General features: G+C 43.0%; 29 protein-coding genes. 4 read left to right on the top strand and 25 right to left on the bottom strand.

Annotated features, from left to right (window positions below):
- Window positions 1–15: 15 nt before the first annotated feature.
- From AWM71_RS05920 to AWM71_RS05820, 22 genes are all read right to left on the bottom strand, one after another.
- Complete coding sequence (locus tag AWM71_RS05920) at window positions 16–1,221, bottom strand: DegT/DnrJ/EryC1/StrS family aminotransferase (RefSeq protein ID WP_060777090.1); 1,206 nt, start codon at window positions 1,219–1,221, stop codon at window positions 16–18.
- A gap of 15 nt (window positions 1,222–1,236) precedes the next feature.
- Window positions 1,237–3,084, bottom strand: a complete 1,848-nt coding sequence (locus tag AWM71_RS05915; RefSeq protein ID WP_060777089.1) for a polysaccharide biosynthesis protein — start codon at window positions 3,082–3,084, stop codon at window positions 1,237–1,239.
- On the bottom strand, window positions 3,081–3,254 hold the full coding sequence (locus AWM71_RS08265; RefSeq protein ID WP_156407348.1) for a hypothetical protein: 174 nt from the start codon (window positions 3,252–3,254) through the stop codon (window positions 3,081–3,083). Before AWM71_RS08265 ends, AWM71_RS05915 begins: the two co-directional genes overlap by 4 nt.
- A gap of 176 nt (window positions 3,255–3,430) precedes the next feature.
- Complete coding sequence (gene rpmF, locus AWM71_RS05910; RefSeq protein ID WP_060777473.1) at window positions 3,431–3,622, bottom strand: 50S ribosomal protein L32; 192 nt, start codon at window positions 3,620–3,622, stop codon at window positions 3,431–3,433.
- A 29-nt stretch (window positions 3,623–3,651) separates the two neighbouring features.
- Window positions 3,652–4,203: a YceD family protein gene (locus tag AWM71_RS05905; RefSeq protein WP_060777088.1), complete on the bottom strand. Its 552-nt coding sequence runs from the start codon at window positions 4,201–4,203 to the stop codon at window positions 3,652–3,654.
- A 106-nt stretch (window positions 4,204–4,309) separates the two neighbouring features.
- Complete coding sequence (locus tag AWM71_RS05900) at window positions 4,310–5,518, bottom strand: nucleotidyltransferase family protein (RefSeq protein WP_060777087.1); 1,209 nt, start codon at window positions 5,516–5,518, stop codon at window positions 4,310–4,312.
- A gap of 2 nt (window positions 5,519–5,520) precedes the next feature.
- Window positions 5,521–6,285 carry a class I SAM-dependent DNA methyltransferase gene (locus tag AWM71_RS05895; protein WP_060777086.1) on the bottom strand — a complete coding sequence of 255 codons (765 nt, stop codon included), beginning with the start codon at window positions 6,283–6,285 and terminating at the stop codon, window positions 5,521–5,523.
- The gene (gene rsfS, locus AWM71_RS05890; protein ID WP_060777085.1) at window positions 6,275–6,646 is read right to left on the bottom strand and encodes a ribosome silencing factor; all 372 of its coding nucleotides are present in this window, start codon (window positions 6,644–6,646) and stop codon (window positions 6,275–6,277) included. Before rsfS ends, AWM71_RS05895 begins: the two co-directional genes overlap by 11 nt.
- Window positions 6,647–6,680: 34 nt before the next feature.
- Entirely contained in the window at window positions 6,681–7,295 is a 615-nt protein-coding gene (gene yqeK / locus AWM71_RS05885) for a bis(5'-nucleosyl)-tetraphosphatase (symmetrical) YqeK (RefSeq protein ID WP_060777084.1), read from the bottom strand.
- Window positions 7,282–7,923, bottom strand: coding sequence for a nicotinate-nucleotide adenylyltransferase (locus AWM71_RS05880; protein ID WP_060777083.1), 642 nt, complete (start codon window positions 7,921–7,923; stop codon window positions 7,282–7,284). Before AWM71_RS05880 ends, yqeK begins: the two co-directional genes overlap by 14 nt.
- A 13-nt stretch (window positions 7,924–7,936) precedes the next feature.
- A complete protein-coding gene (locus AWM71_RS05875; protein ID WP_060777082.1) occupies window positions 7,937–8,248 on the bottom strand; it encodes a YhbY family RNA-binding protein in 312 nt (103 codons plus the stop codon).
- Between the two features lie 18 nt (window positions 8,249–8,266).
- The gene (gene yqeH / locus AWM71_RS05870; protein WP_060777081.1) at window positions 8,267–9,388 is read right to left on the bottom strand and encodes a ribosome biogenesis GTPase YqeH; all 1,122 of its coding nucleotides are present in this window, start codon (window positions 9,386–9,388) and stop codon (window positions 8,267–8,269) included.
- Window positions 9,381–9,911: a YqeG family HAD IIIA-type phosphatase gene (locus AWM71_RS05865; RefSeq protein ID WP_060777080.1), complete on the bottom strand. Its 531-nt coding sequence runs from the start codon at window positions 9,909–9,911 to the stop codon at window positions 9,381–9,383. Before AWM71_RS05865 ends, yqeH begins: the two co-directional genes overlap by 8 nt.
- A 146-nt stretch (window positions 9,912–10,057) precedes the next feature.
- Window positions 10,058–10,936, bottom strand: coding sequence for a homoserine kinase (thrB, locus tag AWM71_RS05860; RefSeq protein WP_060777079.1), 879 nt, complete (start codon window positions 10,934–10,936; stop codon window positions 10,058–10,060).
- 39 nt (window positions 10,937–10,975) lie between these two features.
- Window positions 10,976–12,256, bottom strand: coding sequence for a homoserine dehydrogenase (locus tag AWM71_RS05855; protein ID WP_060777078.1), 1,281 nt, complete (start codon window positions 12,254–12,256; stop codon window positions 10,976–10,978).
- A gap of 58 nt (window positions 12,257–12,314) precedes the next feature.
- The gene (locus AWM71_RS05850) at window positions 12,315–13,814 is read right to left on the bottom strand and encodes a Mur ligase family protein (RefSeq protein ID WP_060777077.1); all 1,500 of its coding nucleotides are present in this window, start codon (window positions 13,812–13,814) and stop codon (window positions 12,315–12,317) included.
- 151 nt (window positions 13,815–13,965) lie between these two features.
- Window positions 13,966–14,193 carry a YkuJ family protein gene (locus AWM71_RS05845; protein WP_060777076.1) on the bottom strand — a complete coding sequence of 76 codons (228 nt, stop codon included), beginning with the start codon at window positions 14,191–14,193 and terminating at the stop codon, window positions 13,966–13,968.
- A gap of 67 nt (window positions 14,194–14,260) precedes the next feature.
- Window positions 14,261–15,460, bottom strand: coding sequence for a glycosyltransferase family 4 protein (locus AWM71_RS05840; protein WP_060777075.1), 1,200 nt, complete (start codon window positions 15,458–15,460; stop codon window positions 14,261–14,263).
- 175 nt (window positions 15,461–15,635) lie between these two features.
- On the bottom strand, window positions 15,636–15,968 hold the full coding sequence (locus AWM71_RS05835) for a hypothetical protein (RefSeq protein ID WP_144428636.1): 333 nt from the start codon (window positions 15,966–15,968) through the stop codon (window positions 15,636–15,638).
- Window positions 15,938–16,183, bottom strand: a complete 246-nt coding sequence (locus AWM71_RS05830; RefSeq protein WP_060777073.1) for a hypothetical protein — start codon at window positions 16,181–16,183, stop codon at window positions 15,938–15,940. Before AWM71_RS05830 ends, AWM71_RS05835 begins: the two co-directional genes overlap by 31 nt.
- A 188-nt stretch (window positions 16,184–16,371) precedes the next feature.
- A complete protein-coding gene (gene ptsP / locus AWM71_RS05825) occupies window positions 16,372–18,096 on the bottom strand; it encodes a phosphoenolpyruvate--protein phosphotransferase (protein WP_060777472.1) in 1,725 nt (574 codons plus the stop codon).
- A 1-nt stretch (window position 18,097) separates the two neighbouring features.
- Entirely contained in the window at window positions 18,098–18,364 is a 267-nt protein-coding gene (locus AWM71_RS05820) for a phosphocarrier protein HPr (RefSeq protein WP_060777072.1), read from the bottom strand.
- A gap of 330 nt (window positions 18,365–18,694) precedes the next feature.
- Here AWM71_RS05820 and AWM71_RS05815 point away from each other — a divergent pair, with 330 nt between their 5' ends.
- On the top strand, window positions 18,695–20,932 hold the full coding sequence (locus tag AWM71_RS05815; RefSeq protein ID WP_060777071.1) for an ATP-dependent Clp protease ATP-binding subunit: 2,238 nt from the start codon (window positions 18,695–18,697) through the stop codon (window positions 20,930–20,932).
- Between the two features lie 118 nt (window positions 20,933–21,050).
- Here AWM71_RS05815 and AWM71_RS08140 read toward each other — a convergent pair whose 3' ends face one another.
- The 3 genes from AWM71_RS08140 to AWM71_RS08570 form a co-directional block, all read right to left on the bottom strand.
- Window positions 21,051–21,290 (bottom strand): hypothetical protein, encoded by a 240-nt coding sequence (locus AWM71_RS08140; RefSeq protein ID WP_062121873.1) that lies wholly within the window; start codon window positions 21,288–21,290, stop codon window positions 21,051–21,053.
- Between the two features lie 6 nt (window positions 21,291–21,296).
- The gene (locus tag AWM71_RS05810) at window positions 21,297–21,479 is read right to left on the bottom strand and encodes an ECF transporter S component (RefSeq protein ID WP_256379446.1); all 183 of its coding nucleotides are present in this window, start codon (window positions 21,477–21,479) and stop codon (window positions 21,297–21,299) included.
- A gap of 86 nt (window positions 21,480–21,565) precedes the next feature.
- Window positions 21,566–21,688, bottom strand: coding sequence for a dCTP deaminase/dUTPase family protein (locus AWM71_RS08570; protein WP_256379430.1), 123 nt, complete (start codon window positions 21,686–21,688; stop codon window positions 21,566–21,568).
- Window positions 21,689–22,005: 317 nt separating this feature from the next.
- Between AWM71_RS08570 and AWM71_RS08735 the strand changes: the two genes are divergently transcribed.
- The 3 genes from AWM71_RS08735 to AWM71_RS05805 all read left to right on the top strand — a co-directional run bounded on the left by AWM71_RS08735 (window position 22,006) and on the right by AWM71_RS05805 (window position 23,184).
- Window positions 22,006–22,170: a DUF436 family protein gene (locus tag AWM71_RS08735; RefSeq protein ID WP_470207128.1), complete on the top strand. Its 165-nt coding sequence runs from the start codon at window positions 22,006–22,008 to the stop codon at window positions 22,168–22,170.
- Window positions 22,170–22,472 carry a DUF436 family protein gene (locus AWM71_RS08730; RefSeq protein ID WP_256379445.1) on the top strand — a complete coding sequence of 101 codons (303 nt, stop codon included), beginning with the start codon at window positions 22,170–22,172 and terminating at the stop codon, window positions 22,470–22,472. The genes AWM71_RS08735 and AWM71_RS08730 overlap by 1 nt, the downstream gene beginning before the upstream one ends.
- 205 nt (window positions 22,473–22,677) lie before the next feature.
- Window positions 22,678–23,184 (top strand): COG2426 family protein, encoded by a 507-nt coding sequence (locus AWM71_RS05805; RefSeq protein WP_060777069.1) that lies wholly within the window; start codon window positions 22,678–22,680, stop codon window positions 23,182–23,184.
- Window positions 23,185–23,526: the final 342 nt, after the last annotated feature.

The raw sequence follows: 23,526 nt of genomic DNA, 5'->3' as shown, positions 1-23,526 counted from the left end.
AATCACATTTTACTCCTATTTTAATGCTTGTTTGACTTGGTCAATAATATAATCCACTTCTTCATCCGTTAATAAGGTATGTAGTGGGAGGGTCACTTCATTCACATAGGTCGCATAGGCATTTGGATAATCTTTGATATCAAAGCCTAACTTGCGATAACCCGTCATCATTGGGAGAGGTTTGTAGTGAACATTCGTTGCAATGCCCGCTTCTGCTAATTTCATAATGAAAGCATTTCTCTCTTCTACCCCAAAACCTGCAATCCGCATCAAGTACAAGTGACCACTCGAATTGCCTAATTCATCAAAATGGGTAAGAGAGGTTATTCCCAAATCTTTAAAGGCTTCATCATAACGTTCAATAATGGTTCGTCTTCTTAAGAGCATGTCTTCGTAACGCTCAAACTGAGCCAAGCCGATCGCTGCATGTACATCGGTCATATTGGCCTTGTAATAAGGCGCCACAATGTCATACTCCCAAGCGCCTAATTGCATCTTAGACAAAGCATCCTTGTTTTGACCATGCAGAGTCAACAACATATAAGTCTTGTACAAGGCTTCATTATCTATTCCAGGTCTGGACTTCCAAGTGGCCGCCCCACCTTCTGCTGTTGTTAGGTTCTTCACTGCATGGAAAGAGAAGCAGGTGAAGTCTGCTACAGCCCCCGACCGTTTTCCTTTGTAGGTAGCTCCTAAAGAGTGAGCTGCATCTGCCATCACAATCACCCGATCAAAAGCTTCTTGTAAAGTTCCTTTTTTGGGATGATAGAGCGCTTTTTTCGCTTCTAGCTTCTCAAATAAAGTATCGTAGTCGACCATTTTACCTGCGATATCCACAGGAATAACTACCTTGGTTTTTTCAGTAAGAGCAGCTTCCACTTGATCAAAGTCAATCTGGAAGGTTCCCGGCTTCACATCTACCAAGATTAACTTAGCCCCTACATGAGCCACAACACTTGCAGAAGCTGTATAGGTGTAAGCCGTTGTGATGACTTCATCGCCAGGTCCTACGCCTAAAGCCCGAAGTGTCATTTCCATAGCAGCCGTTGCAGAATTCACGGTTGCCGCCTTTTCTGTTCCACAATATTGCGCCACTTTGGCTTCTAGCTGCTTGGTCTTAGGCCCTGTGGTGATCCAGCCTGACTTCAAAGCATCTACTACATTTTCAATTTCTTTTTCTGTAATATCTGGTGGTGAAAATGGAATATTCATCTTTTTCATGGTTTTCTCCCTTACCTATTCTTCATTCTCTTTTAAGGCATTTTCTTCATCTCTATGAACAAAAGCGGTCACCTTATCAATCAAATGATCATCTCGACCACTCAAATCTAAAGTATCCACAAAGGCTTTAATTTCTTCTAGGCTCTTATTGTGGACTTTTCCGATATAGATATTATCATCCACTTTTCGGTCACTTATTTCATCTTCCATAATCAAGGTTTCATGAAGTTTCTCTCCTGGACGAATTCCTACATATTTAATTGGAATTTCATCAAGGGTGTAACCGGACAGAGTAATCATCTTACGTGCTAAATCTTTAATGTAGACTTCCTTACCCATCTTGAGGATAAAGAGTTCCCCACCCTTAGCGAGGGCAGAAGCTTGAATCACCAAACGAGAAGCTTCTGGAATTGTCATAAAGTACCGCCGCATCTCTGGATGGGTCACCGTCACAGGACCTCCAGCTGCAATCTGTTTCTTAAAGAGTGGAATAACAGATCCCCGACTTCCCAACACGTTTCCGAATCGAACGGCTGAAAAGGTCGTTTGAGACCGCTCATTAAATCCTGTCACAATCATTTCACAGATCCGTTTGGTAGCTCCCATAATGTTAGGTGGATTGTTCGCCTTATCCGTGGAAATCATAACAAATCTTTCCACGCCAGCCTTATCCGCAGCCCAAGCGACATTGTAAGTCCCAAAGACATTATTTCGAACAGCTTCCGTTGGATTATATTCCATCATCGGCACATGCTTATGAGCTGCCGCATGATAGACAATATCTGGATGATAGATATTCATAAGATCTAACATATGCTCCCGATCTTGAATATCTGCAATAATTGGAATAGCTTGAATATGTTTCAAGTTCATATTGGATAACTCTTGGTCCAAGAGGTAAATGGAATTTTCCCCATGTCCGACAAAAAGTAACTTAGCAGGTCCAAACTTCAAAAGCTGACGACAGATTTCAGAACCAATCGAACCGCCACCACCTGTCACCATAATCGTCTTTCCACGAATAGCACGAATAGCAGGTTCGTCATCCAAGTGAATTTCAGAACGTCCCAAGAGGTCTGAGATTTCGATGTCTTTCATGGCCATCTTGAATTCCCCAGAAAGCACCCGTTCTGCTTCTGGCATTTGGTTGACAGTTATCTTCTTTTTGTTTCCGTATTCCACAACTTCTTCCACCTTTTCAGAAGGAAGGGAAGGCGCTGCAATGGTAATCACTTGAATATCTTTTTCTTCGATAATCATAGGAATATCTTCAATACATCCTAAGATAGGAACATTCCGTAGATAGGTTCCTTGCTTATTGGGATCATCATCCACAAGTCCAATAATGGTAAAACGTTCAGGATGCTTGGAAAAATTATTAATAAATAAGTTGGCTGCTTCCCCTGCCCCAACCAATAACAAACGAGGAGCATCTTCATCTACACTTTGTTGGTTGGTGTGATTTTTCCAATCGATATAAGTCTTCCAAACTAACCGATTGATGACCATGAAGACTGCTGAGAAAACCATCAAAAGGAAAACGTAGCGGTTACTGATCTGTTCAAACAACAAATTACCAAAAACATAAGCCGCAAGCGCTGCAACGACATTGGTAACTATCAACCGTCTCGCATCCCGTATATTGAAGTAACGAATAATGGCCAAAAAGGCATGTTGAAGATGGGCCAATAAGGCATACACGAAGAAATAAACGAGAGCCATGGACAAATATTCCACCGCATTTGAATGTACATAATAAATAATTAAAAATATCGATAAAGCCGCACTCACCATTACGCTCAACGCATCATTGGCAATGATAATGGCTTGCTTGCGCTTTCTCGTTAACCGAAATTTTCTCATAATAACTCCTTCATATCTAATTTTATAGTTAGCTTCTCCCCATCAAAAGCTTCATGCGAAAGATTAGACTGAAAGAAGCTGATTGTTCCCTCTCTACCACTTAAAAAAAGCAACAAAAGGGCCAAGTTTCTTACAAGATCAAGGATGTCGCCTTTTTTCTCTTGCTTCAACCAATCTCCATACTAGCACAATTTTTACCGTTTAAAAAGGGAGTTTTCCTAATCATAACCATTTCTTACTATATAAGAAGAGAAAGACGGGATCCTCAAAATTAAAAAACGCCTCTTCCTAGTCTCCTAGAATAAGGGCGTAAAAAAAGCTGAAGGACACCTTCAGCTTGCTTTCATTAAGCTTCTTCTGTTTCTGTTGCGTTCATAACGTCTTCACCATTATAGAAGCCGCAGCTTGGGCAAATATGGTGAGATTTACGGTATTCACCACAGTTTGGACAAGCTACCATACCTGGAACTTCCAACTTGTAATGAGTACGACGTTTATTTTTTCTTTGTTTGGATGTTTTACGTTTTGGTACTGCCATCTTCATTACACCTCCTATTTCGTTTCAACTTAATTCTCAGAAGTCTGATCCTTGAACAATTCTTGCAACTTTGCAAGACGGGGATCCCCTGTCTGCTGATGGGCTTTATTGGTTGCAAAGGTCGCTTCTGTCATTAAATTCCAATCTTCACCCGACAATAATTGCGTTGCTTTCAATTCATCAGGTGTCAAGCGCTTGAGTGGAATCCGCGTGAGGATATTATCCACTATCGCCTGGTCTAAGTCCACTGTGTCTCCTTCTAAGTCCAGCACAATCGTTTGATCATCATCGCCAAAAGTTTGCGTCACTCCTAAAGGAAGATAGCGTTCTTTCATTGGAAACTGCATGGCTACTTCTACAGGTTGTAAGGAACGTGAAGACGGTAGCGTAATCGTTAATGCGATTTGTAATTGAACCAAGACCGTCTCTTCTTCATAGAGAACCATACCCGTCACTTCCACTGCAGATGCAGCGAGAACTTCTTGGCATCTGGCTTGAAGAGCTTCCTCAAGATCCAACGTTTCTTGAAGGAAAAGAGGGTCTCTTGCCAAAAAACTTAATTCTTGGATTGACCATTTCATTATTGACCACCATTAAGCAACAAGAAAAATTATACCGATATTTTTTAGGTTTGTCAATTAAATTTCCTTGACATTCTTAATTTCTTCTATTGCTTCCTTCCTATGCTTAATCCCGGAGATAAGGCGTTCGCCCAAAGACTTGGCTTTGATCACTCTTCATCACAAATTGCTGATAAAACTGATCCGCCCGAACAGCTAGAGGCCACTGCTTTTCTTCTGCTTGCCCTATCCGACTAAGTATAGAATACCGTGAATGCGACTGCTTTTTCAAGTCTTTTAGATAGCTTCTTCCCCGCTTGGTAGCCCCTAAGAGGACTAAAGGTTGCCGCAAGTTCTGGAAGCAGACCATCTCTTCTTCCTCCACTTGCAAAAGCACCATCACTAAGGCCCGTTGAACCCGGTAACGCGTCCACCGTTTGTTAACTACCTTCTCTAAGAAATCTTCATAAGTGTCACAAGTTTTCGCCGCCTCTTGAAGAACTCCCTCTATCCCTTCATATACTTGGTAATACCTAGCCAATTGAGGGCGGGTATGGGTCAAAAGTGTGTAACGCAAGTAAGGATAACAGCTCGCTAAGAAGCCAAGTCGTGGGGTCTGGTCCAAAGCTTCTGCCATCTCTCGAGGAAGGCTCTCTCCTAGCGAAGAAGCTGGAAAGTGTTGAGAGAGGGAATGGCGAATCTGACTGCTCGATAGCAATTCCACCCCTTCTGACAGGAAGTCATAATGCTTCTCTCGTTTAAAAGCTTCCAGTCGCATGGACGAGTGCAAGTCAGCGTTGGCCTTGGCATAACGAAAAGCAAGCAGGGTATTGGACCGATTCTGAAAATCAATGGTCAACTCCTTTAACTCTTCCTCTTTCTGACAAAGGTCATACAAAAACTGCAGGCGATCTCTTGCAAAATCTCCTCTCGGGCCCTTTCTCTCTTGCCAAGCCCCTTCCACCTGCTTCTGGTGGTTAGCTAGCCAGTCTGCCAGGACTTGATAGGGTTTAAAATCTGCCACTTCGCTCCCAAAAACCAAAGTCTGCACTCCGAGAGCAGCGAGGGCTTCTACTCCCCCTCGGCTAAACCCATCTGCCGGTTGAACGGCCTGCCAAAAAGGCAATTCAAACACAAGATCTGCCCCATATTTCACCCCCATCTTGGCTCGTTCCCACTTGCTTAAGATGGCCACTTCGCCTCTTTGGACATAGTTGCCACTCATCAAGGCAATAACCACCGCTTGGGGATGGTGGGAGCGAATGGATTGAAGGATAGCTCGATGCCCATTGTGGAAAGGATTCCACTCGACAATAATTCCACACACTTCTTGCATAATTACCCCTTCTCTGCCTTAAAGAAAAGTCGCCGACTTGTCAAAGAAGCTGGATCTTCCTTAAAATCTGCTGACACTTCAATCGTGTGAAAGCCTACCTCTTCTAGCAAGTCTTTATACACATCAGGTGCAAAAATTTGTTCCTGATGGCACTCCTGATAGCGGTGATAGTCCTCCCCTTCTTGCACAAAGATGTTCAAGCAGTGATCAATGGTATTTTCTCCACGGACTTGTTCACTCCGCCAGGTAAAGACAGCGTCTTCCCACTCTTCCACCCAATGAAAGGTCGGATAGACTTGATTCATCTGATAGGCACTATGAATATCAAAAAGGAAAAGGCCCTTCTCCTCCAAAGCTTGATAAACTTGAGAAAAGGTTGCCTTGATCTCGTCGACATCCTTGAGATAACACAAGCTATCACAGAACAGCGTAACCACCGCAACCTTTTCTGAGATTTCAAAATTCCGCATATCTCCAAGCTGGAAGAGAATATAACAGTCCTCTTCTACCGATAATTCTTCTGCCAAGGCCACCATTTCTTCTGATAAGTCGATTCCACTCACTTGATAGCCCGCTTGAGCCAAGCGAACAGCTAATCTCCCATCTCCACAAGCGAGATCTAACAAACGAAGAGGGCTTGTCCCAGAAGGAAAGGCCCCCTTGATCTTTCTTTGAACATAATCTGCCCATTGGTCATACAAGCTTTCATCAAAAATCTGTTGATAAACTTGGCTAAAAACTTGATAGTTCTTATATTTAGGCTTCATCCGATAAAATTCCTTCAAGGTTCACGATCGGTGCATCACTCCATAATTTCTCAAGATGATAGTGTTCACGTTCGTCCTTGGTAAAGACATGGACGACCACATCTGTACAGTCTAGCAAGTACCACCGCGTCCCTGCCTGCCCTTCCTTACTCTTGATGGTATAGCCTGCTTCTTCCATGGCTTCTTCAATACTCTCCACAATTGCTTGCAATTGCCGATCATTTTTGGCGGTCACTAAAACAAAATAATCCGCAAGAGGCGTTAAGTTTTGGACATCCAATGCTAAGATATCCTGTCCCAAGCGGTCATCGGCTGCTCGAACGATACACTTCATTAACTCCTGACTGTTTTGTTGATTCATTCCATACTTCCTTTCTTTTATCATCTCAACTAATTTAAATTTTCTTCTCCTGGTCTCCAAACCACTGATTATAAACCTCTAAGGTACGCGGATAAATACGCAAGTGATTATTCACGAGGTAAGTTAAAGAATGAGTAAGTTTATAAGTCACGCCCTCGTCTAAAGAACGTTCAGTGGCTTGTCTAGCTTCCTCTACCCCGGGAAAATCGCGCCCAGGTTCGATATAGTCTGCCAGGTAAACGATCTTTGCAGTCGGCGTCCACTTCAAACTCCCTACTGTATGGTGAAAAATTGCCTGGTAAATCTCTTCATCTTTCAATCCAAATTGATCTACCGCACGCATAGCGGCTAACGGTCCATGCCAGATCGCATTGCCATAATTCAACCAATCAGGATCATAGTCCGGATGTTCCTGATAAGAGAGGAGGGTCTCCTTGGAAGCTTCTTTAGCATAATCGTGGAGAAGGCCTGCCAAGCCTGCCTTTTCCTTATCCTGTCCATACTTCTCAGCCAAACGTCTAGCAGTCTCTTCGACCCGCAAACAATGTTGAAAGCGGTGAGGAGAAAGTTCAGATTGGAGGGAATGAACAATCTTCTCCCGATCAACGGCAACATAAGATTTTGAATAATTAATTTCATCCTTGCTCATAATAAAGCCCCTTTTCTTTGATATAGTGTCGCACCGCTTCTGGAACAAGATAGCGGATACTGTGTCCACTCGCTACCGCTTGCCGAATCGCGGTAGAAGACACGTCGCAGGAGGGACTATCAACATAGATAATAGGGAAAGAGGACGTTTGCCCCACATACCCCGGTCGCTTCACTCCTACAAAGTGAACCATCTTCACCAAATCTTCAATCCGATACCACTTAGGCAAGTAATCTACCATATCTCCCCCAATAATAAAGTAATATTCATTTTCTGGGTGGAGGGTGGTTAAGATTTCCAACGTTTCGACTGAATAAGACTTGCCTAGGCGTTCTAACTCAATAGTTTCCAAGCCAAAATGTGGGTTATCCCCTAAAGCCAACTTCAGCATCTCTAAACGGTCTTCAGCTGGCAGAGTCTTTTTAGGATCCACATGCGGGGGAAAATGACTAGGCATAAAATCGATACGATCTAATCCTAACTTGTCATAGACCTGCTCAGCCATTAGCAAATGTCCCACATGAACAGGATTAAAAGTGCCTCCCATCAACCCAATTCTTTTTTGAGGAAGAAAGACGGCTCTTTCTGTTTGAATGTCTAACGCTAAATCTACCTCTTGTTTTGCCACAATCAAGCGTCCCCTAACCCTCTAAGGCTGCTACTCTTAAAGAAAGATCGCGTTTCTTCATTTGTTGAGAAGCCCGATAGAGAACCAAAGTATGTCCAATACTATAAGCAAACTCTAAATGCAAAGCTTCTTCAAGTTCCCCTAATGCTTCTTCTGCAGTCACTGCAGAATTTTGTAGAATACTAATTTTTATAATTTCTCTCTTTTCAAGGGCATAGTCAAATTGTTCAATCATTTCATCGGTTAAATCATTTTTTCCAATTTGAAAAATAGGTTTTAAGAACTGCCCCACCTGTTTAATGGCTTTTTTCTGCTTGTTATTCATACTTATTCCCCTCTCTTCTTAAATCAGAGGCTGACGAAGAATCACGTCAATTCCTTTAGGTACATAAACTGCTACGCGACTATCTGCTGGGCAATGTATCCACCCCAGACCAGCAATCGCTAGATCTTGTGCTTCTTTCAAAGTAAAGGCATGCCGCCTGATCTCCGGCCAATCCGCCTGTCTTCCCATAGGTGGAGTTAACAAAGATCCCAAGTGCTTCTGATAAAAGGCGTCGGCTCCTTCTGTCTTCCGACGGTGAATGTCTAACGCATTAGAAAGATAGACGGTGACTCCACTTCTCTTCATTCCTTCAAAGTCAAACCGAGCCAACCCCCCCAAGAAGAGCGTCTGTCCAGGATTCAACTGGTAGGTTCTCGGTTTCACCATTTTTTTAGGAAGGACTTGAGCTAAAGCCTTAGCTTCTAAAAGAGACGTCATCTGTCCCTCTTGAATGACCCCTGGGGTATCCAAAAGTTTAGAATGGTCGTCCAAAGGAATCTCAATCACATCCAAGGTCGTCCCTGGGAAGTAACTTGTCGTAATCACATCTCCCTCAAGGCCTCGACTCTTTAGGAGGCTATTGATCAAGGTCGACTTTCCGACGTTGGTGACCCCAATGACATAGACATCTCTTCCCTTTCGGTGAGCATTGATAAAATCCAACAACTCATCCATCTGCCGATATTTCTTCGCACTCGTTAGGAAAATTCCGGCAACTTTGATGCCTTGGCTTTTGAGGTAGCGCTTCATCCAGGCAATCAACTTATTCTCCTTCACCGAAGAAGGAAGGAGGTCAACTTTGTTAGCGACGAATACAATCGGATTGTTTCCTGCAAAACGTTGCAAACCGGGCAACAGAGACCCCGCTAGGTCAAACACATCCACTACATTCACAATTAAAACGTCCTTCTCGGCCAGTTGATTCAAACTCATTAAGAACTCTTGAGCTGTCATTTGAACCTTATCGAGCGTATTATAGTGCCGGAGTTTAAAACACCGCTGACAGTACAAGTCGCCAGTTTCTAGTCCCTTTTGATAGGCACTATTTGGCGTATAACCTCGTTCTTTAGGATGATCGGTCTGCAAAAACGCTCCACATCCTATACACCGCAAGTCGATGTAACTTTCTTGATTAGTCAATATGATCTCTCCATTTCAATTCGGTATATTTGTTTTGTAATCGGCTAAAAATCCAATTTTCCATTTTTCGATTAAGCTTGGTCCAAATAATATCCGTATCTAGAATTGGACGTACTAAAACACTTCGAATCCCCTGACGATTCGACACCCAAATATCGGTCAACAGCTGGTCGCCAATATAGATCACTTCTGCTTCATTCAAACCAGACTCTCCTAATAAATAGCGCAATCCCTTTCTAAAAGGCTTCCTTGCAGAATGATAGTAAAGAATGCCCAGAGGATCAGCCACACGACGGACCCGTTTTTTGTTATTATTCGAGAGAATCATCACCTGAATACCATTGGCTTGCATGGTGTTCACCCATTCTTCCAATTCCTTGGTCACATCGGGTTGATTCCAAGCTAGGATTGTATTGTCCAAGTCAGTGATAATTCCTTTGACCTGTAAGTCTTTTAATCGATCAGGCGTCAGGACATAAATACTCTCCAATAGCCAAGTCGGTAAAAAATTCTCTAAAAACATAAGCGCCTCCTTTGGTGCCATTTTTCTCTTATATTATAGCATAATTCTTTGGAAAGACATCCCTTGATGACTAGGCTAGAGTGTAGCTTTTAGCTAAAAAATCGACGTCTCTAAACGCCGATTTCTTCAAGAGATCTCTCCATGTTTTAGTCTTCTATCCAGCAAGAGCCTTGCTCATCAAGCGTAAGATCATAAACAACTGCTTCTGGGAAGTTTTTCCTGAGAAGATGGGCTACTTGCTGGCTTTTTTGGGCATGGACAAGTGTCATCACCGTTGGCCCTGCACCGCTCAGATAGGTGCCATAGACCCCATCTTGGTCTGCTAAAAGCTTTCTTGCTGCTTCCAATTCTGGGACAAGTCTCTGCCTAAACGGCTCATGCCACCGATCCCGCTCCAACAAGCGCCCTGCTGCTTCTAAGTCGCCACGCATTAGTTTAGCAACCAGGACATTAGCCAGTCCGCTCGCTTGAACCGCCTCCTTAAAAAAAAACTCTTTGGGGAGGACGGAGCGTGCCTGCCGGGTAGAAAGGTGGTAGTTAGGAACCAAAGCAAGGAAGTGCGCATCCGGGAAACTGGTCTTCGTCCATAAGACCTCATCTTCCTGAAGAGCTACTCCAATCACCAGTCCCCCTGCTAAACAAGGGGCCACATTATCAGGATGCCCTTCCAAACGATTGGCCTGATTAATCTTCTCTTCCAAGGTCCATCCCTTGTTAGCCCAATGATTGGCCACTTCAATACCAGCCACAATCGCTGTTGAACTCGATCCTAATCCTCGCGTCATGGGGATGTCACTGGTCATTCGCATCTCTAAAGGAGAGAGTTCAGGCGCAAGTTGGTTAATGGTTTGAATCACCAGATTATTCTTATCCTTGGGAAGATCTTCTCCCAAATCATGGTGAATAATCCATTCTTCACTCTCCCCTACGATCTCCAGGTTGAGATAAAGGTTCACTGCCAAGCCTAAGGAATCAAATCCTGGGCCTAAATTCGCAGAAGTCGCTGGAACGCGTAATCGTTTCATCTGATCCTTCCTTTCTTTCACCTTTTTCACATGTTCCCTCTAATCCATCAGTCCATAGACAGACCGCAAGACAAGCTGGTCACACGCTTCTACCTTTGCCATAAACTCTTGTCGTTGAGCGTACGAGATAAGCTCTGTTATCCCTACAAAGTCCGTCCAGCCCTCTTTGGAATCATGAGGGACTACAAGGCTCTTCTCTAAGTGAATCCCTAACTGATCTAAAAGGGGAGTGAGAGATTGACTATCCTTCGCCATCGCCAAATGGAAGAAGTGACGAGCTTGAACTTCATCTTCTGACATCCATGCCAATTCCTGCTCATACCGGGCAAAAGCGACTGGTCGAACGCCTTGTTCCAATTCTTGGCAAATCGTTAAGAGATCTCCCAAAACCGCAGACGCCGTTGGGAGTTCACCAGCCCCTGCCCCATAAAACATCAAAGTGCCTGAAGCCTTCCCTTGGGTGTAAATGGAATTCATTTCATGATCTACCTGGGAAAGCGGATGACCTTTAGCCACTAAGAAAGGAGCGACTTCCGCAAAAATTTCTCCCTGTTCCGACGTTTGGATCCGACCTAAGAGTTTCATCACCAGCCCCCAGTCTTTGGCAAGTTGAATATCTTGTGGGGTCACTTCACGAATCCCTTGAACTGGAATTTTTGCCATAGGGACATCCGCTCCAAAAGCAATCTTACAGAGAATAACGACCTTTCTCAAAGCATCCAGTCCGTCGACATCTGACGTTGGATCCGCTTCTGCAAACCCTAAAGCTTGAGCTTCCTTGAGAACTTCTGCATAGTCTGCCCCCTCTTGGGTCATCTTCGTCAAGATAAAGTTGGTCGTTCCGTTCAATATACCGGTAACACTCTCTAATTTGTCTCCCGCCAAGCTCTCTCTTAAAGCTCTTAAAATCGGGATACCTCCAGCTACAGAGGCTTCATAGCGGAGGCTAACTCCTGCTTCCTCTGCTTGCCTCGTTAAGTCCTTACCGTAAGCAGCGATCAAATCCTTATTGGCAGTCACTACCGGCTTGTGGTTAAAGAAGGCAGCTTCTAGACATTCTTTTGCAAAATCAATGCCTCCCATAACTTCAACCACGAGATCAATCGCTGGATCTTCCATAATCTCTCGATAATCACTCACCACTGTAAAACTTCCCCGAAACTCTTCGGGAATCTTCTTAGGGTCTCTGACCAACACTTTGTCCACTTGAACAGAAAAGCCAAACTGATTTTGAATTTTTTCTTGGTGATCACGAATGATCCGGGCCACTCCCGATCCAACGGTTCCTAACCCTAAAAGGCCAATATGCTTAATCTTCATGACTTCCTCCTTTCGCCGTTTAAGGCTCTCTTCACTCAGATCATTCTTCTATTGAAGGCTAACGATCGAGCTCTTCTAATTTTTTTAAGGCATAGTAGGTATCCGTGGCATAAGGACAGTCCTTGCCATCAAGCTTCATCGTGTCTTCATCCCCCTTGCCAGCTAGAAGAATAACCGTCTCTTCTTGACTTTCTACCGCTTGATCAAAGGCTAAGGCAATCGCCTTTGGACGATCAATCACCACTTGAGCGGTCGCCTTCTGTTCATGAATAGCTACCAAAATTTCTTCTGAAATCTTCTGAGGATCTTCAGTTCCTGGATCATCCATGGTGACAATAATATGATCTGCCCATTTTCCAGCCACTTGTCCGAGGTCCTTGCGTCGAGACTCTGCCTTATTGCCAGGGGCGCCAAACACAATCGTCACCTTGGCCTTTGGATACATTTCACGTGCAGCTTGGAAAAGTTTCTCAAAGCTTAACTTATTGTGAGCAAAATCTACTACCACTTGAATAGGGTAACGCTTGGAATGATAGATCTCCATTCTTCCCTGAGCCTTGCAACGGGCCAAGCCCTTCAAAATGTCTGCATAAGACACACCATAATACCGGGCAATCGCAATCGCCACCAAAGCATTCTCAATATTAAAAATTCCCGGCATGGCCATAACAACTCGTCCTGTAAAATCTGCGGTCTTCAAGGTAAAGTGTTCCCCTTCTGGCTTAGACTCAACCTCACAGGCATAGTAATCAGCACTCTCATCTTTCATAGAAACCGTCAGGATCTTCTCCACCGTCTCTGACGATTGGGCCGCTTGTAAAATCCGGTCAAAATGATCGCTATCCTTATTCAAAACAGCTACCTTAGAGTGTTGGAAGAGTTTTAATTTACTCTGGAAATAATCTTCAAAATTCGGATGTTCCACAGGACTAATGTGGTCCGGTGAAATATTCAAAAAGGCTCCTACTTCAAATTCCACTTCAGCCACTCGGCCATACTTCAAAGCCTGACTCGACACCTCCATGGTGAAATACTGACACCCACTCTCTCTAGCGTGATCAAGCCGACGGAAGAGTTCCAAGGCTTCTGGCGTGGTCATGTGAGAGGCGCCTGCTTCTAGGCCATCATCAAAGTGAGAAGAGGATAAATAAGCAGAACGATTGCCCTCTACTTCTTGGAAAATCGACTGCAAATAGCCTGTTGTCGTGGTTTTCCCTTTGGTGCCTGTTATTCCAGTCAGATGAAAGGCTTGATAAGGTTTCTTATAGAAAAAATCAGCCACTACGGACATGGCTAAGCGAATATCCTTCACAATAAGGGCTGGTGCTTCTACAGAGTAAGTCTGCTCACTGATATAGGCACAAGCGCCTCTCTCTAAAGCCTCTCTGAGATAAGCCTCCTTAAAGGCCTTCCCCTTACAGAAGAAGATCTGGCCTTCTTGTACATCTCTGGAGTTGAAGGTCAGCCCGGTCACTTCTTGATGACCTGGTAAAGTCTGATCTTTCAAGAGACCTCTTTGTGATAAGACTGCTGCTATATGTTCTAATGTCTCGCTCATAATTTCCCTACTTTCTCTAGGCTTACATTATACACTACCTTTTAGAGAATTTGAAAGCTAGATATTCCTTTCTCCCCTAGCAAAAAATGCTCTATCCCAACGATAGAACATTCTTTAAAGGACTTATCCAAAAAAGTCCTTAACTTTGTATCTAATCAATCAAATCAAAAATTTCCATAGCGGCAAGATCAATATCATCAAATGAGAACACTTGATCCGCGCCTGGTTCTGTTAATTCAAAACTATCTGCTTCGCGATCATAACGCACCAAGCACCGTTCTTGTCCCTCTTTTTCAAAGCGCCGAACATCAATTTCTGATCCTTCAGCGGTCATCGCTTCTAAGCGAGAAATAATTGCTTTTAATTGTGAAGGTTTCATTCTCAATCCCCTTTCAATTCCTTTATGTTTAATTGTAACAAACTCACCGAAAATGAAAAGAGAGAAGTTACGAAAATGGCCATATATTTTCCGAAATTTTCTTTAAGAAAGAAGAGTCGTCCGAATCTTGCTGATTCTTCTCTTCTTTGATCAGTCTTTGATACAAATCTAAGATCCGCTGGCCGAAGGTTTCCTGAGAAATCTCTCGTTTCAAAACTTCCACATTTCCGCAGAAGTCCTCCCTATGGTCCGCATAATCTGCCACCGCCTCTGGAAAGTCAGAAGCGTGCTCCAATAGTCTCCCAAAAGGGGCTCTTTTCTCAAGACTCAGTAAGTAATCATTCTTCATAGCAATAAGGGGCAAACCATTGGCCAAAGCTTCAATAAAGGTAATCCCCTGCGTTTCGGTTACCGATAAATTACAGTAAAGATCCGCTGCTTGATAGTAAGCCTGAACTTCCTCATGAGGAATCATTCCCGTAAATTGAACCTCCTCATCTAAGCCTAAAGAATGGGTCAGTTTTTCAAGACTTTCCTTTTCAGGGCCATCCCCAACTAAGACTAAGCGGGCCTTAGGGACCGAATGAAGGACTTCAGGCATCCACTGAATCAGCGTATCGAGGTTTTTTTCTTGAGCGATTCGGTTCACACTCAATAACATCAAGTGATCGTCTCCTAAACCTAACCGTTCCCTCAGGTTTTGGATTCGACTCTCTTCTAAAGGTTCAGGAAGAGCGACGCCTGTTGGAATGACCGTGATCGGTTGAGTAATCCGATAGCTGGTCAAGACCTCCTTAATCATCTCACTCGGTGAAATCACCTGCTGAACCAAGGAACAGAAGAAGCGCGTATAAGCGCGAACAGCTGCCTTACTTACTAAGTGTCCATTCAAAATATAATGAATATAATTCTCATACCAGGTGTGGTAGGTATGAACCACAGGGATCTGCAACTTTCGAGCCGCCATGACCCCCATAATCCCCATTGAGAACTCCGTCTGGGTATGAATAATATCTAAATCCAGCTTCTTGGCCAAGCGATATACCGGCCACAAGGTAGTCACCGCTACCCGCCGTTCTTTAAAGAAGATAAAGGGAATGGATTCAAACCGATAAACGCCTTCTTCCTCTACGGACTCCGGATCTGTGGTCGTAAAGATATAAACTTGGTGACCCTGCTTTTCCAATTCTCTCTTCAGTGTCTGAATAGAAGTCGCTACCCCACTCGTCTGAGGGAAATAAGTATCTGTAAATAATCCAACCTTCATGATACGCTCCTGTCTCTTCGCTTTTTATTGACTAGAAAGTGATCTTTTTTAGCCTCTCTATTGTAGCATAGGTCTTCTTCTTTCACCATAAGAAGGCTTTAGAAAGAGGGGGCTTTCATCCTTTTCTCCTTCTCACTCCAAACCATAGTTTCAAGCTGAAGCACCTGTGTTTTCTTCATGCTCCCATCCAAGCCCCCACAAATAGGCCCAATAAAGATTGAAAAACTAATACGAACCCTACGATTCCATATGTCGACTTTTTATTAAAGACTGTCTTCAAGAAATCCCCAATTAAAAAGTAATACACGAGATTCACCGGATTATAGTAATTAATGAGTGTATGTACGGGAGAATGTCCACTTAAACCATTCATTCCAAAATATAAGAGTAAAAGAGTTAAAACATCATAAATAAAACGCGTGATATAAGCCATCAAAGCAGCTCGCAAGCTTCCCTTAAAAGGAATTTCCAAATTCATCACCTTAGCGATAACCCAGCCACAAAACACCCCCCCATGTTAACAACTATAAAGCTAAATATTATGGCCCATTCATAGGTCATTGTTTGAACCATTCCGAAAGAATTTCTAGGCAATCTAAATTCCTCCAGGCCTTGATACACCAATTCTTCTTCTGCAACATACAAAATGACTGACATCAATAAACTATACCCCAATATAATCAGCCAAGGATGTCTTTTGATGGCATTCACATAATTTTCCATACCTTTCTCTTCTCTTTCTATGAAATGCCACTTCTCTCCCTAAGCAAGGGCAAATTTTTGTTATCGTTTTTTGACTATTATACTAATAAAAGAACAGGTTAACAATATCTCATCAGCTAATCGAGGAGACAAAAAAACACCTCTAAGCAATTTCACTTAGAGGTGGTCTTTTCTTTCAAAATGAAGGATTAGTCTAATCCATTCACATAATTTTCAACTAATTCTTGAACTTCTTGGGAAGTGGTCTTTTCTTCCACAGCTTGTTTGACTAATCCTTGACATTCTTTGCTGTCTAATTTAGCCATTAAAGCCCGTGATTTCAAGATGGAGGTAGCACTCATCGAGAATTCATCTAAGCCCATTCCGACAAGTAATGGAATAGCCGTTTGATCCCCTGCGACTTCCCCACACATACCAGTCCATTTCCCATACTTGTGGCTAGATTCAATCACGAATTTGATCAAACGAAGCACAGCTGGGTTGTAAGGTTGGTAGAGATAGGAAACCGTATTATTCATCCGGTCAGCAGCCATACTGTATTGGATCAAGTCGTTGGTTCCAATACTGAAGAAATCCACTTCCTTAGCGAATTGATCCGCTAAAACAGCCGCTGCAGGGATTTCAATCATCATCCCTACTTGAATATCATCAGAAACAGCCACGCCATCCTTAATTAAGGCTTCGCGTTCTTCCAAGTAGATGGCTTTGGCTTGACGGAATTCTTCCAAAGTGGCAATCATTGGGAACATAATGCTTAAGGAGCCATAAACAGAAGCTCTTAATAAGGCCCGTAATTGAGTACGGAACATGTCGGTTTGATGCAAACAAATCCGAATCGCCCGATAACCCAAGAAGGGATTCATTTCCTCTTCTAATGGAAGATAAGGGAGCTTCTTGTCCCCACCGATGTCCATGGTCCGAATCACAACATTCTTGCCATCTAAAGATTCCAAAACTTCCTTATAAGCTTCGAATTGTTCCTCTTCAGTTGGGAAGTGATCGCTATCCATGTAGAGGAACTCTGTCCGATATAAGCCGACAGCTTCTGCCCCATTCGCATGTACCCCTTCTAAATCTTTAGGAGACCCGATATTAGCAGCAATATCAAAATGCTTTCCATCTTTGGTGAGGGTTTTCGCTTCTTTGAGTTTTTCCCATTCTGCTTTTTGTTTTTCAAAGGCTTCTGCCTTTTGTTGATAAGCTTCAATAGTTGCTTGATCAGGATCAATGATCACTTCTCCTTCAAACCCATCAACGATAATCGTTTGACCATCCTCCACTTTTTCAACAGCTTCAGAGGTTCCAACAACAGCAGCTACTTCTAAACTCCGTGCCATAATAGCAGAGTGCGAAGTCCGCCCACCGATATTGGTGACAAAACCTTTTACAAAGTGGTTCAATTGAGCAGTGTCAGAAGGTGTTAAGTCATAAGCGACCACCACAGAGTCTTCATCGATTAAGCTGAGGTTAGGCACTTTTGCACCTATTAAGTGAGCAATGAGACGATCCGTCACATCTTTGACGTCAGCTGCCCGCTCTTGCATATAAGGATTGTCTTCCATAGATTTGAAAATCGTAATGAAGAAGTCAGCGGTTTGACGAACAGCAGCTTGAGCGTTTAAGCCTTCATCATTAATCTTCTGTTGATAAGCGCTGATCATTTCAGGATCATCTAGCATTTGAAGATGCGCATTGAAGACCTCTGCTTCTTCAGCAGATAAACGTCCTTTAGCGATCTCACGAATTTTAGTGATTTCTTCACGACTTTCCTCTAAAGCCTTGTTTAACCGATCGACTTCTACTTCTGGTTGATCAGACTTGGTTTCTTCAAAAGTAAGATCCGGTTGTTCAAGGAGGAAAGCTCTAGCAATGGCATACCCATCACTAGCAGCAATACCTGTAATTTTATTCATATTATTCTGACAACCCTTCATTTTTCATGGTTTCTTGAATAGCTGCCATTGCTTCTTCTTCGTCTTCACCTTCTGCAGAAATGACAACATCAGCCCCTTGGCCAACCCCTAAGGACATAACTCCCATAATAGATTTAAGGTTTACAGATTTACCTTTATATTCTAAGTTAATATTTGATTTAAATTTGCTTGCGGTTTGAACCAACAAAGTTGCTGGACGCGCGTGGATACCCGTTTCTGCAATAACGTTAAATTCTAAAGATTTCATATTCTTCTTCTCCTTTATATATAAAATGTATAAAATGCTAAGCGCGACGGATTCATGCGATTAAGTTATCAAGGAAACCGTTACAAGAATAATTTACCATTAATTCCTTGACCTGACAACTCTTTAAAGCAAATATTATCCATTTTAATTCTTCAAAAACCCCATTTTATCAACCTATCTTAGTGATTTTGTCACAAGCAAAATTTTCACAAGAGACCCAAACTTTCCTAACAAATGACTTGAAAGTCAAATAAGGTCAATGTATACTAGAGGTGTCAAATAGGATCTCATCCAAGATTCCTATGCTTAAAAAAAGGAGCGTGATTACTTATGCTATGCCAACGTTGTAAAAAAAGGCAAGCGGCGATCCACATGTACGCCAATATTAACGGTCAACGACAAGCCATTAACCTCTGTCAAAAATGTTATGCAGAAATGATCCATGGTCCATCCGCTATAACAAGTACACCAGAAGGCAATAGACCTTCTTACTGGGACCAACTCGGCGATCTCTTCCGCCATGTCCAAGAAGAACAAGTCCACTCTTCCCAAGAGTCTCCTCATTTTTCCGAACAGGGACAGTCCCAATCTCAAGGGCTCTTAGCACAATTCGGAACCAATATGACAGAACTCGCCAGGAACGGCAAGTATGACCCTATCATTGGACGAGATAAAGAAATCCAACGTTTGATTGAGATTCTCAATCGACGCACCAAAAATAATCCCGTTCTCATCGGAGAAGCCGGAGTCGGAAAAACTGCCGTAGTGGAAGGCCTCGCTCAAAAAATTATCCAAAAAGAAGTCCCAGTCAAACTTCAACACAAAGAAGTGATCCAGTTAGACGTCGTTTCTCTCGTACAAGGGACTGGCGTTCGTGGCCAATTCGAAGAAAAAATGCACCAATTGATCCAAGAACTTACCCAAAATCCTCAGATCATTCTCTTCATTGATGAAATTCATGAAATCGTCGGTGCAGGAAGTGCAGAGAATTCCTCTATGGACGCCGGCAATATTCTCAAACCTGCCCTCGCTCGTGGAGAACTCCAATTAGTAGGGGCCACCACACTTAACGAATACCGAAAGATTGAGAAGGACAGCGCCCTCGCCCGTCGTCTTCAACCGATTACAGTCAAAGAACCAAGTATTGAAGAGTCCTTCGCCATCATCCAAGGGATCGCCCCTCAATACGAAAGCTTCCACCAGGTGAAGTTCTCACCAGAAGCTCTCAAGGCAACGGTGACCCTCTCCAACCGCTACATTCAAGACCGTCAACTGCCTGACAAGGCCATCGACCTTCTCGATGAAGCTGGTTCTAAGAAGAACCTCACCATTCCTTTCCTCGATAGTGAGACTCTCAATCGACAAATCGAAGAACTCGATCGGCTTAAAACCATGGCCACCGAAGCAGAAGACTACGAAAAAGCCGCCTACTATCGGGACCAACTCAAGCACTACAAGGAGATGCGCGATAATAACCAAGCCGTCTCCGAAACGACACCTACCGTAACGGTTGAAGATATTCAAAAACTCGTCGAAGCCAAAACAGGTATTCCTGTTGGACAACTTCAAGCCCAGGAGCAAGACCAACTCATCCATCTCGAAGACCAGCTCAATGCTCACGTGATCGGCCAAAAAGAAGCAGTCAGCGCCATTAGTGCTGCTATCCGGAGAAACCGTGTGGGCTTTAACCAAGCCAACCGTCCGATCGGATCTTTCCTCTTCGTCGGGCCAACAGGAGTCGGGAAAACCGAACTCGCCCGGCAACTCGCCCGTATCCTCTTCGGCAGCCAAGACGCCATGATCCGCTTCGACATGTCAGAATACATGGAGAAACACAGCGTGGCCAAACTCATCGGCGCCCCTCCTGGATATGTCGGCTATGAAGAAGCTGGACAGTTAAGTGAGCAAGTTCGGCGGCAACCTTACTCCCTCATCCTATTAGATGAAATCGAAAAAGCCCACCCCGACGTCCTGAATCTCTTCCTTCAAGTAATGGAAGATGGGCGATTGACCGACGCTCAAGGACGCACCGTTTCCTTCAAAGACACCTTGATTATCATGACTTCGAATGCCGGAACAGCCGGCGTGGAAGCGAGCGTTGGCTTTGCCGCCAGCAAGCAAGGCAAGCAAACTTCCGTCCTGCGTCACCTCAAGGACTTCTTCAAGGCTGAATTCCTCAATCGTTTCGACGCTATCGTGGAATTCCAAGCCCTAACCAAAAAAGAACTCATTCAAATTGTCGACTTGATGTTAGAAGCGATGAACACCATGCTTCTCCCTCAAGCGATTCGCGTAACAGTCACCGACGAAGTCAAAGACCGGCTCGTTACTCTTGGCTACGATGCCAAGCTCGGGGCCCGTCCTCTCCGTCGCGTCCTTCAAGACCAGATCGAAAACCAAGTGGCCGATGCCTTCTTACAAAATCCTGATCTTCATCACGTCCACTTTGCCTTGAACGATCAAGAAGATATTGTCATCGACCAAGTCTCCAATGAAGCCGCCCTTCTCCCCGCAAAACAAGAAGGACCCTTAGAAGAAGAGACTCTCCCTTCTGGTCAAGAAGACTAAGCCACTCCTCAGCTATTAAAACAACTCTTTCCCGCTCAAAAAGGCGTATCTCCCAAGCGGAAGATACGCCTTTTATGTTTCTACATCTTGTAAAGTAGACTTGTTTCAATAACTCCTTTTACGAGATCTCTGGAAATAAGCCGTACTTTTCTTTGAAACGACGAATGGTTTGTATCCATGACGAGGCAAAAATCCCCAAGAAGAACACATTCGACAGTCCATGGGCCAAATCAAAGAAGAAGGAAGAAACCCCATACGCGAAAATATTCGACCAAGTCAGGGACAAATTACTTCCTAAAATCGCCCATAAGTTCATAAACCATCCAAAGAAATAGCCGATAGCTAAACCATACAACATGCGTAGCTATTTATTCTTCATAAAGAGCGTATGCCGCATGGCTCCTACAGACAGACCGACCATCCCCCAAGCATACATCTGCCAAGGGGACCAAGGACCTTGCCCTAAAAAGATATTCGACACTAAAGCTGTAATCGCTCCAATGACAAAACCATTTTGGCTTCCCAATACAAGAGCAGATACCATAATGACAAAGTAACCTTCTTTTCAGCACATAACTTACGTATATTATAACTTATATTCTTTAGATAATCTTCATACGCTATCACGTTTTCTCATCTCCCCATACTTCCAAATCCGCGCTCCCCACGATCAGTGGTTTCAAGGCTATCACTTTCCACAAGGGCGATGTCTTCCACTTTTTCGATTAAAAACCCCGCTTGCTTCACCCGTTTCAACTTTTTTCACGCTACTTTCTCATTTGTTTTTGATATCTTTTCATAGACTGAAACCTTTTCAATCCCTGTCAAATAACATTGTTCAATCATAGTATGTCTGCAACATCTGTGTAAAGACTCTATACTGCAGCTTTTCTCACTTTCTATTATCTAACCTTTGCTTGCTGATTCATTTACTTTTTTCTATAATGAAACCAACATCTTCTCAAGAAACATTTTATAGAAAGTAGGTCATGTTTTTATGAAAAATATTTCAAAGCAAGCTCAACTTATCGCCCAAGAACTCATTGAAAAAGCCCACTTACAAGCGGACCAACTTGTCGTTATTGGGCTGCTCTACCAGTGAAATAATGGAAGATTGCATTGGCACTCATTCTTCTGAAGAACTGGGGCAAGTTGTTTTTGATACTTTTTATCGAACTTTTCTCCAATTCAAAATTAATGTAGCAGCACAATGTTGTGAACACCTTAACCGGCTTTAATTGTTTCCCATCAAATACATCCATTATCAGAACCAGTCAATGTTGTCCCTTTTCCTAAAGCTGGTGGTGCCTTTGCAACAGGTGCTTATCGACGATTAGCTGATCCTGTTGCCATCGAAACCATTCAAGCAGATGCTGGATTAGATATTGGCAACACACTGATTGGCATGCATCTTAAATCAGTCGCTGTCCCCATTAGGCTCGTCCATCATTGGTTAGGGAAGGCTTTTGTTAACGCTGCGCGCATGCGCCCCAAATTTATCGGTGGTGAACGCGCACACTACAATCCTACGCTCAAATAATCAATCAATTATACTTTTCTTTCTCTTGGACCTAATAACCTCAATCACACTAACCTATTCATTAAGAAATAGACTTAATTTTTAAAATTCTATCCATGCGTTTCTCTTCTCAACCTATTTGTCTTACACTTTACTTTTATTCGTCAATACTAGACAATAAAAGGACGATTGTTATATTTTTTTTATATGTCTTAAGGAGAACCCTATGATTCAGCTTATTGTTACTTTTTTTCAACATTACTTCACTGCTCCACTCATCATATTTATCTTATCTTTATTTCCGCTATTAGAATTAAGAGGGGGGCTCATTGCCGCTAGCCTACTTGGCGTTCCTTGGCAACAAGCTGCCGTACTGACTGTTATAGCGAATATGATCCCTATTCCATTCATTATTCTACTCGTGGAGAGAGTACTCGACCATTGTGCTTTGAAAGGTCCTTTCCAGTTTCTTGCAAAAAAAATGATCAAAAAAGGCCGTGCTCAAGGCACTGCCCTCTTAAAAAAATATCCACATTCCGTACGCCTTGGACTCTTTTTGTTCGTTGCTATCCCTCTTCCAGGAACAGGGGCTTGGACTGGCGCAATGATTGCTGCTTTTTTGGGTCTTCCTCCTAAAAAGGCTCTATTGCCTATTGCTTTTGGTGTCATATCCGCTTGTTTCATTATGTTAGGATTAGCGTATGCTCTTCCTACTGTATTTGGGTTAAAATAATATCTTTATTTTATCTATCTTTCTTGATTCTATATAAAAGCAATCTGCTCATATTTTATAATGTAGCATTCCCTTTTTCAATTATTATATCTTCTTTCTACGATACGTTTTTATTTTCATTTCGATTACTGTTTACTATCTTCACATCAGTTATCTATTGCATAACCATTATCAATTTTAACTTGTTCTCCCTTTTTATGAACCTTTTCGAATAAAAAAGTGTTGGTGTTTTTTTACATTCACCAACACTTCAACAAGATATCCGCTTAAGCGTCTTAAATAAAAACCACTACGCTCTTGTCTTACTATCACTTTTCGATATATGCATAGATTTCGTTTTAT

This window comes from Aerococcus christensenii, assembly GCF_001543105.1.
Taxonomy (GTDB): domain Bacteria; phylum Bacillota; class Bacilli; order Lactobacillales; family Aerococcaceae; genus Aerococcus; species Aerococcus christensenii.
This window is presented reverse-complemented; position numbering and strand designations above follow the sequence as displayed.

Bases quoted from the DNA above. Each gene is read 5' to 3' on its own strand.
- AWM71_RS05920 (WP_060777090.1), bottom strand. From the start codon at position 1,221: ATGAAAAAGATGAATATTCCATTTTCACCACCAGATATTACAGAAAAA.
- AWM71_RS05855 (WP_060777078.1), bottom strand. From the start codon at position 12,256: ATGAAGATTAAGCATATTGGCCTTTTAGGGTTAGGAACCGTTGGATCG.
- AWM71_RS05815 (WP_060777071.1), top strand. From the start codon at position 18,695: ATGCTATGCCAACGTTGTAAAAAAAGGCAAGCGGCGATCCACATGTAC.
- AWM71_RS05850 (WP_060777077.1), bottom strand. From the start codon at position 13,814: ATGAGCGAGACATTAGAACATATAGCAGCAGTCTTATCACAAAGAGGT.
- thrB (WP_060777079.1), bottom strand. From the start codon at position 10,936: ATGAAACGATTACGCGTTCCAGCGACTTCTGCGAATTTAGGCCCAGGA.
- yqeK (WP_060777084.1), bottom strand. From the start codon at position 7,295: ATGAGCAAGGATGAAATTAATTATTCAAAATCTTATGTTGCCGTTGAT.
- AWM71_RS05895 (WP_060777086.1), bottom strand. From the start codon at position 6,285: ATGAAGCCTAAATATAAGAACTATCAAGTTTTTAGCCAAGTTTATCAA.
- AWM71_RS05830 (WP_060777073.1), bottom strand. From the start codon at position 16,183: ATGGAAAATTATGTGAATGCCATCAAAAGACATCCTTGGCTGATTATA.
- rpmF (WP_060777473.1), bottom strand. From the start codon at position 3,622: ATGGCAGTACCAAAACGTAAAACATCCAAACAAAGAAAAAATAAACGT.
- AWM71_RS08140 (WP_062121873.1), bottom strand. From the start codon at position 21,290: ATGTTGTATGGTTTAGCTATCGGCTATTTCTTTGGATGGTTTATGAAC.
- AWM71_RS05820 (WP_060777072.1), bottom strand. From the start codon at position 18,364: ATGAAATCTTTAGAATTTAACGTTATTGCAGAAACGGGTATCCACGCG.
- AWM71_RS05865 (WP_060777080.1), bottom strand. From the start codon at position 9,911: ATGTTTTTAGAGAATTTTTTACCGACTTGGCTATTGGAGAGTATTTAT.
- AWM71_RS05905 (WP_060777088.1), bottom strand. From the start codon at position 4,203: ATGAAATGGTCAATCCAAGAATTAAGTTTTTTGGCAAGAGACCCTCTT.
- AWM71_RS05840 (WP_060777075.1), bottom strand. From the start codon at position 15,460: ATGAAGGTTGGATTATTTACAGATACTTATTTCCCTCAGACGAGTGGG.
- ptsP (WP_060777472.1), bottom strand. From the start codon at position 18,096: ATGAATAAAATTACAGGTATTGCTGCTAGTGATGGGTATGCCATTGCT.
- AWM71_RS05805 (WP_060777069.1), top strand. From the start codon at position 22,678: ATGATTCAGCTTATTGTTACTTTTTTTCAACATTACTTCACTGCTCCA.
- AWM71_RS05915 (WP_060777089.1), bottom strand. From the start codon at position 3,084: ATGAGAAAATTTCGGTTAACGAGAAAGCGCAAGCAAGCCATTATCATT.
- AWM71_RS05900 (WP_060777087.1), bottom strand. From the start codon at position 5,518: ATGCAAGAAGTGTGTGGAATTATTGTCGAGTGGAATCCTTTCCACAAT.
- rsfS (WP_060777085.1), bottom strand. From the start codon at position 6,646: ATGAATCAACAAAACAGTCAGGAGTTAATGAAGTGTATCGTTCGAGCA.
- AWM71_RS05845 (WP_060777076.1), bottom strand. From the start codon at position 14,193: ATGAAACCTTCACAATTAAAAGCAATTATTTCTCGCTTAGAAGCGATG.
- AWM71_RS05875 (WP_060777082.1), bottom strand. From the start codon at position 8,248: ATGAATAACAAGCAGAAAAAAGCCATTAAACAGGTGGGGCAGTTCTTA.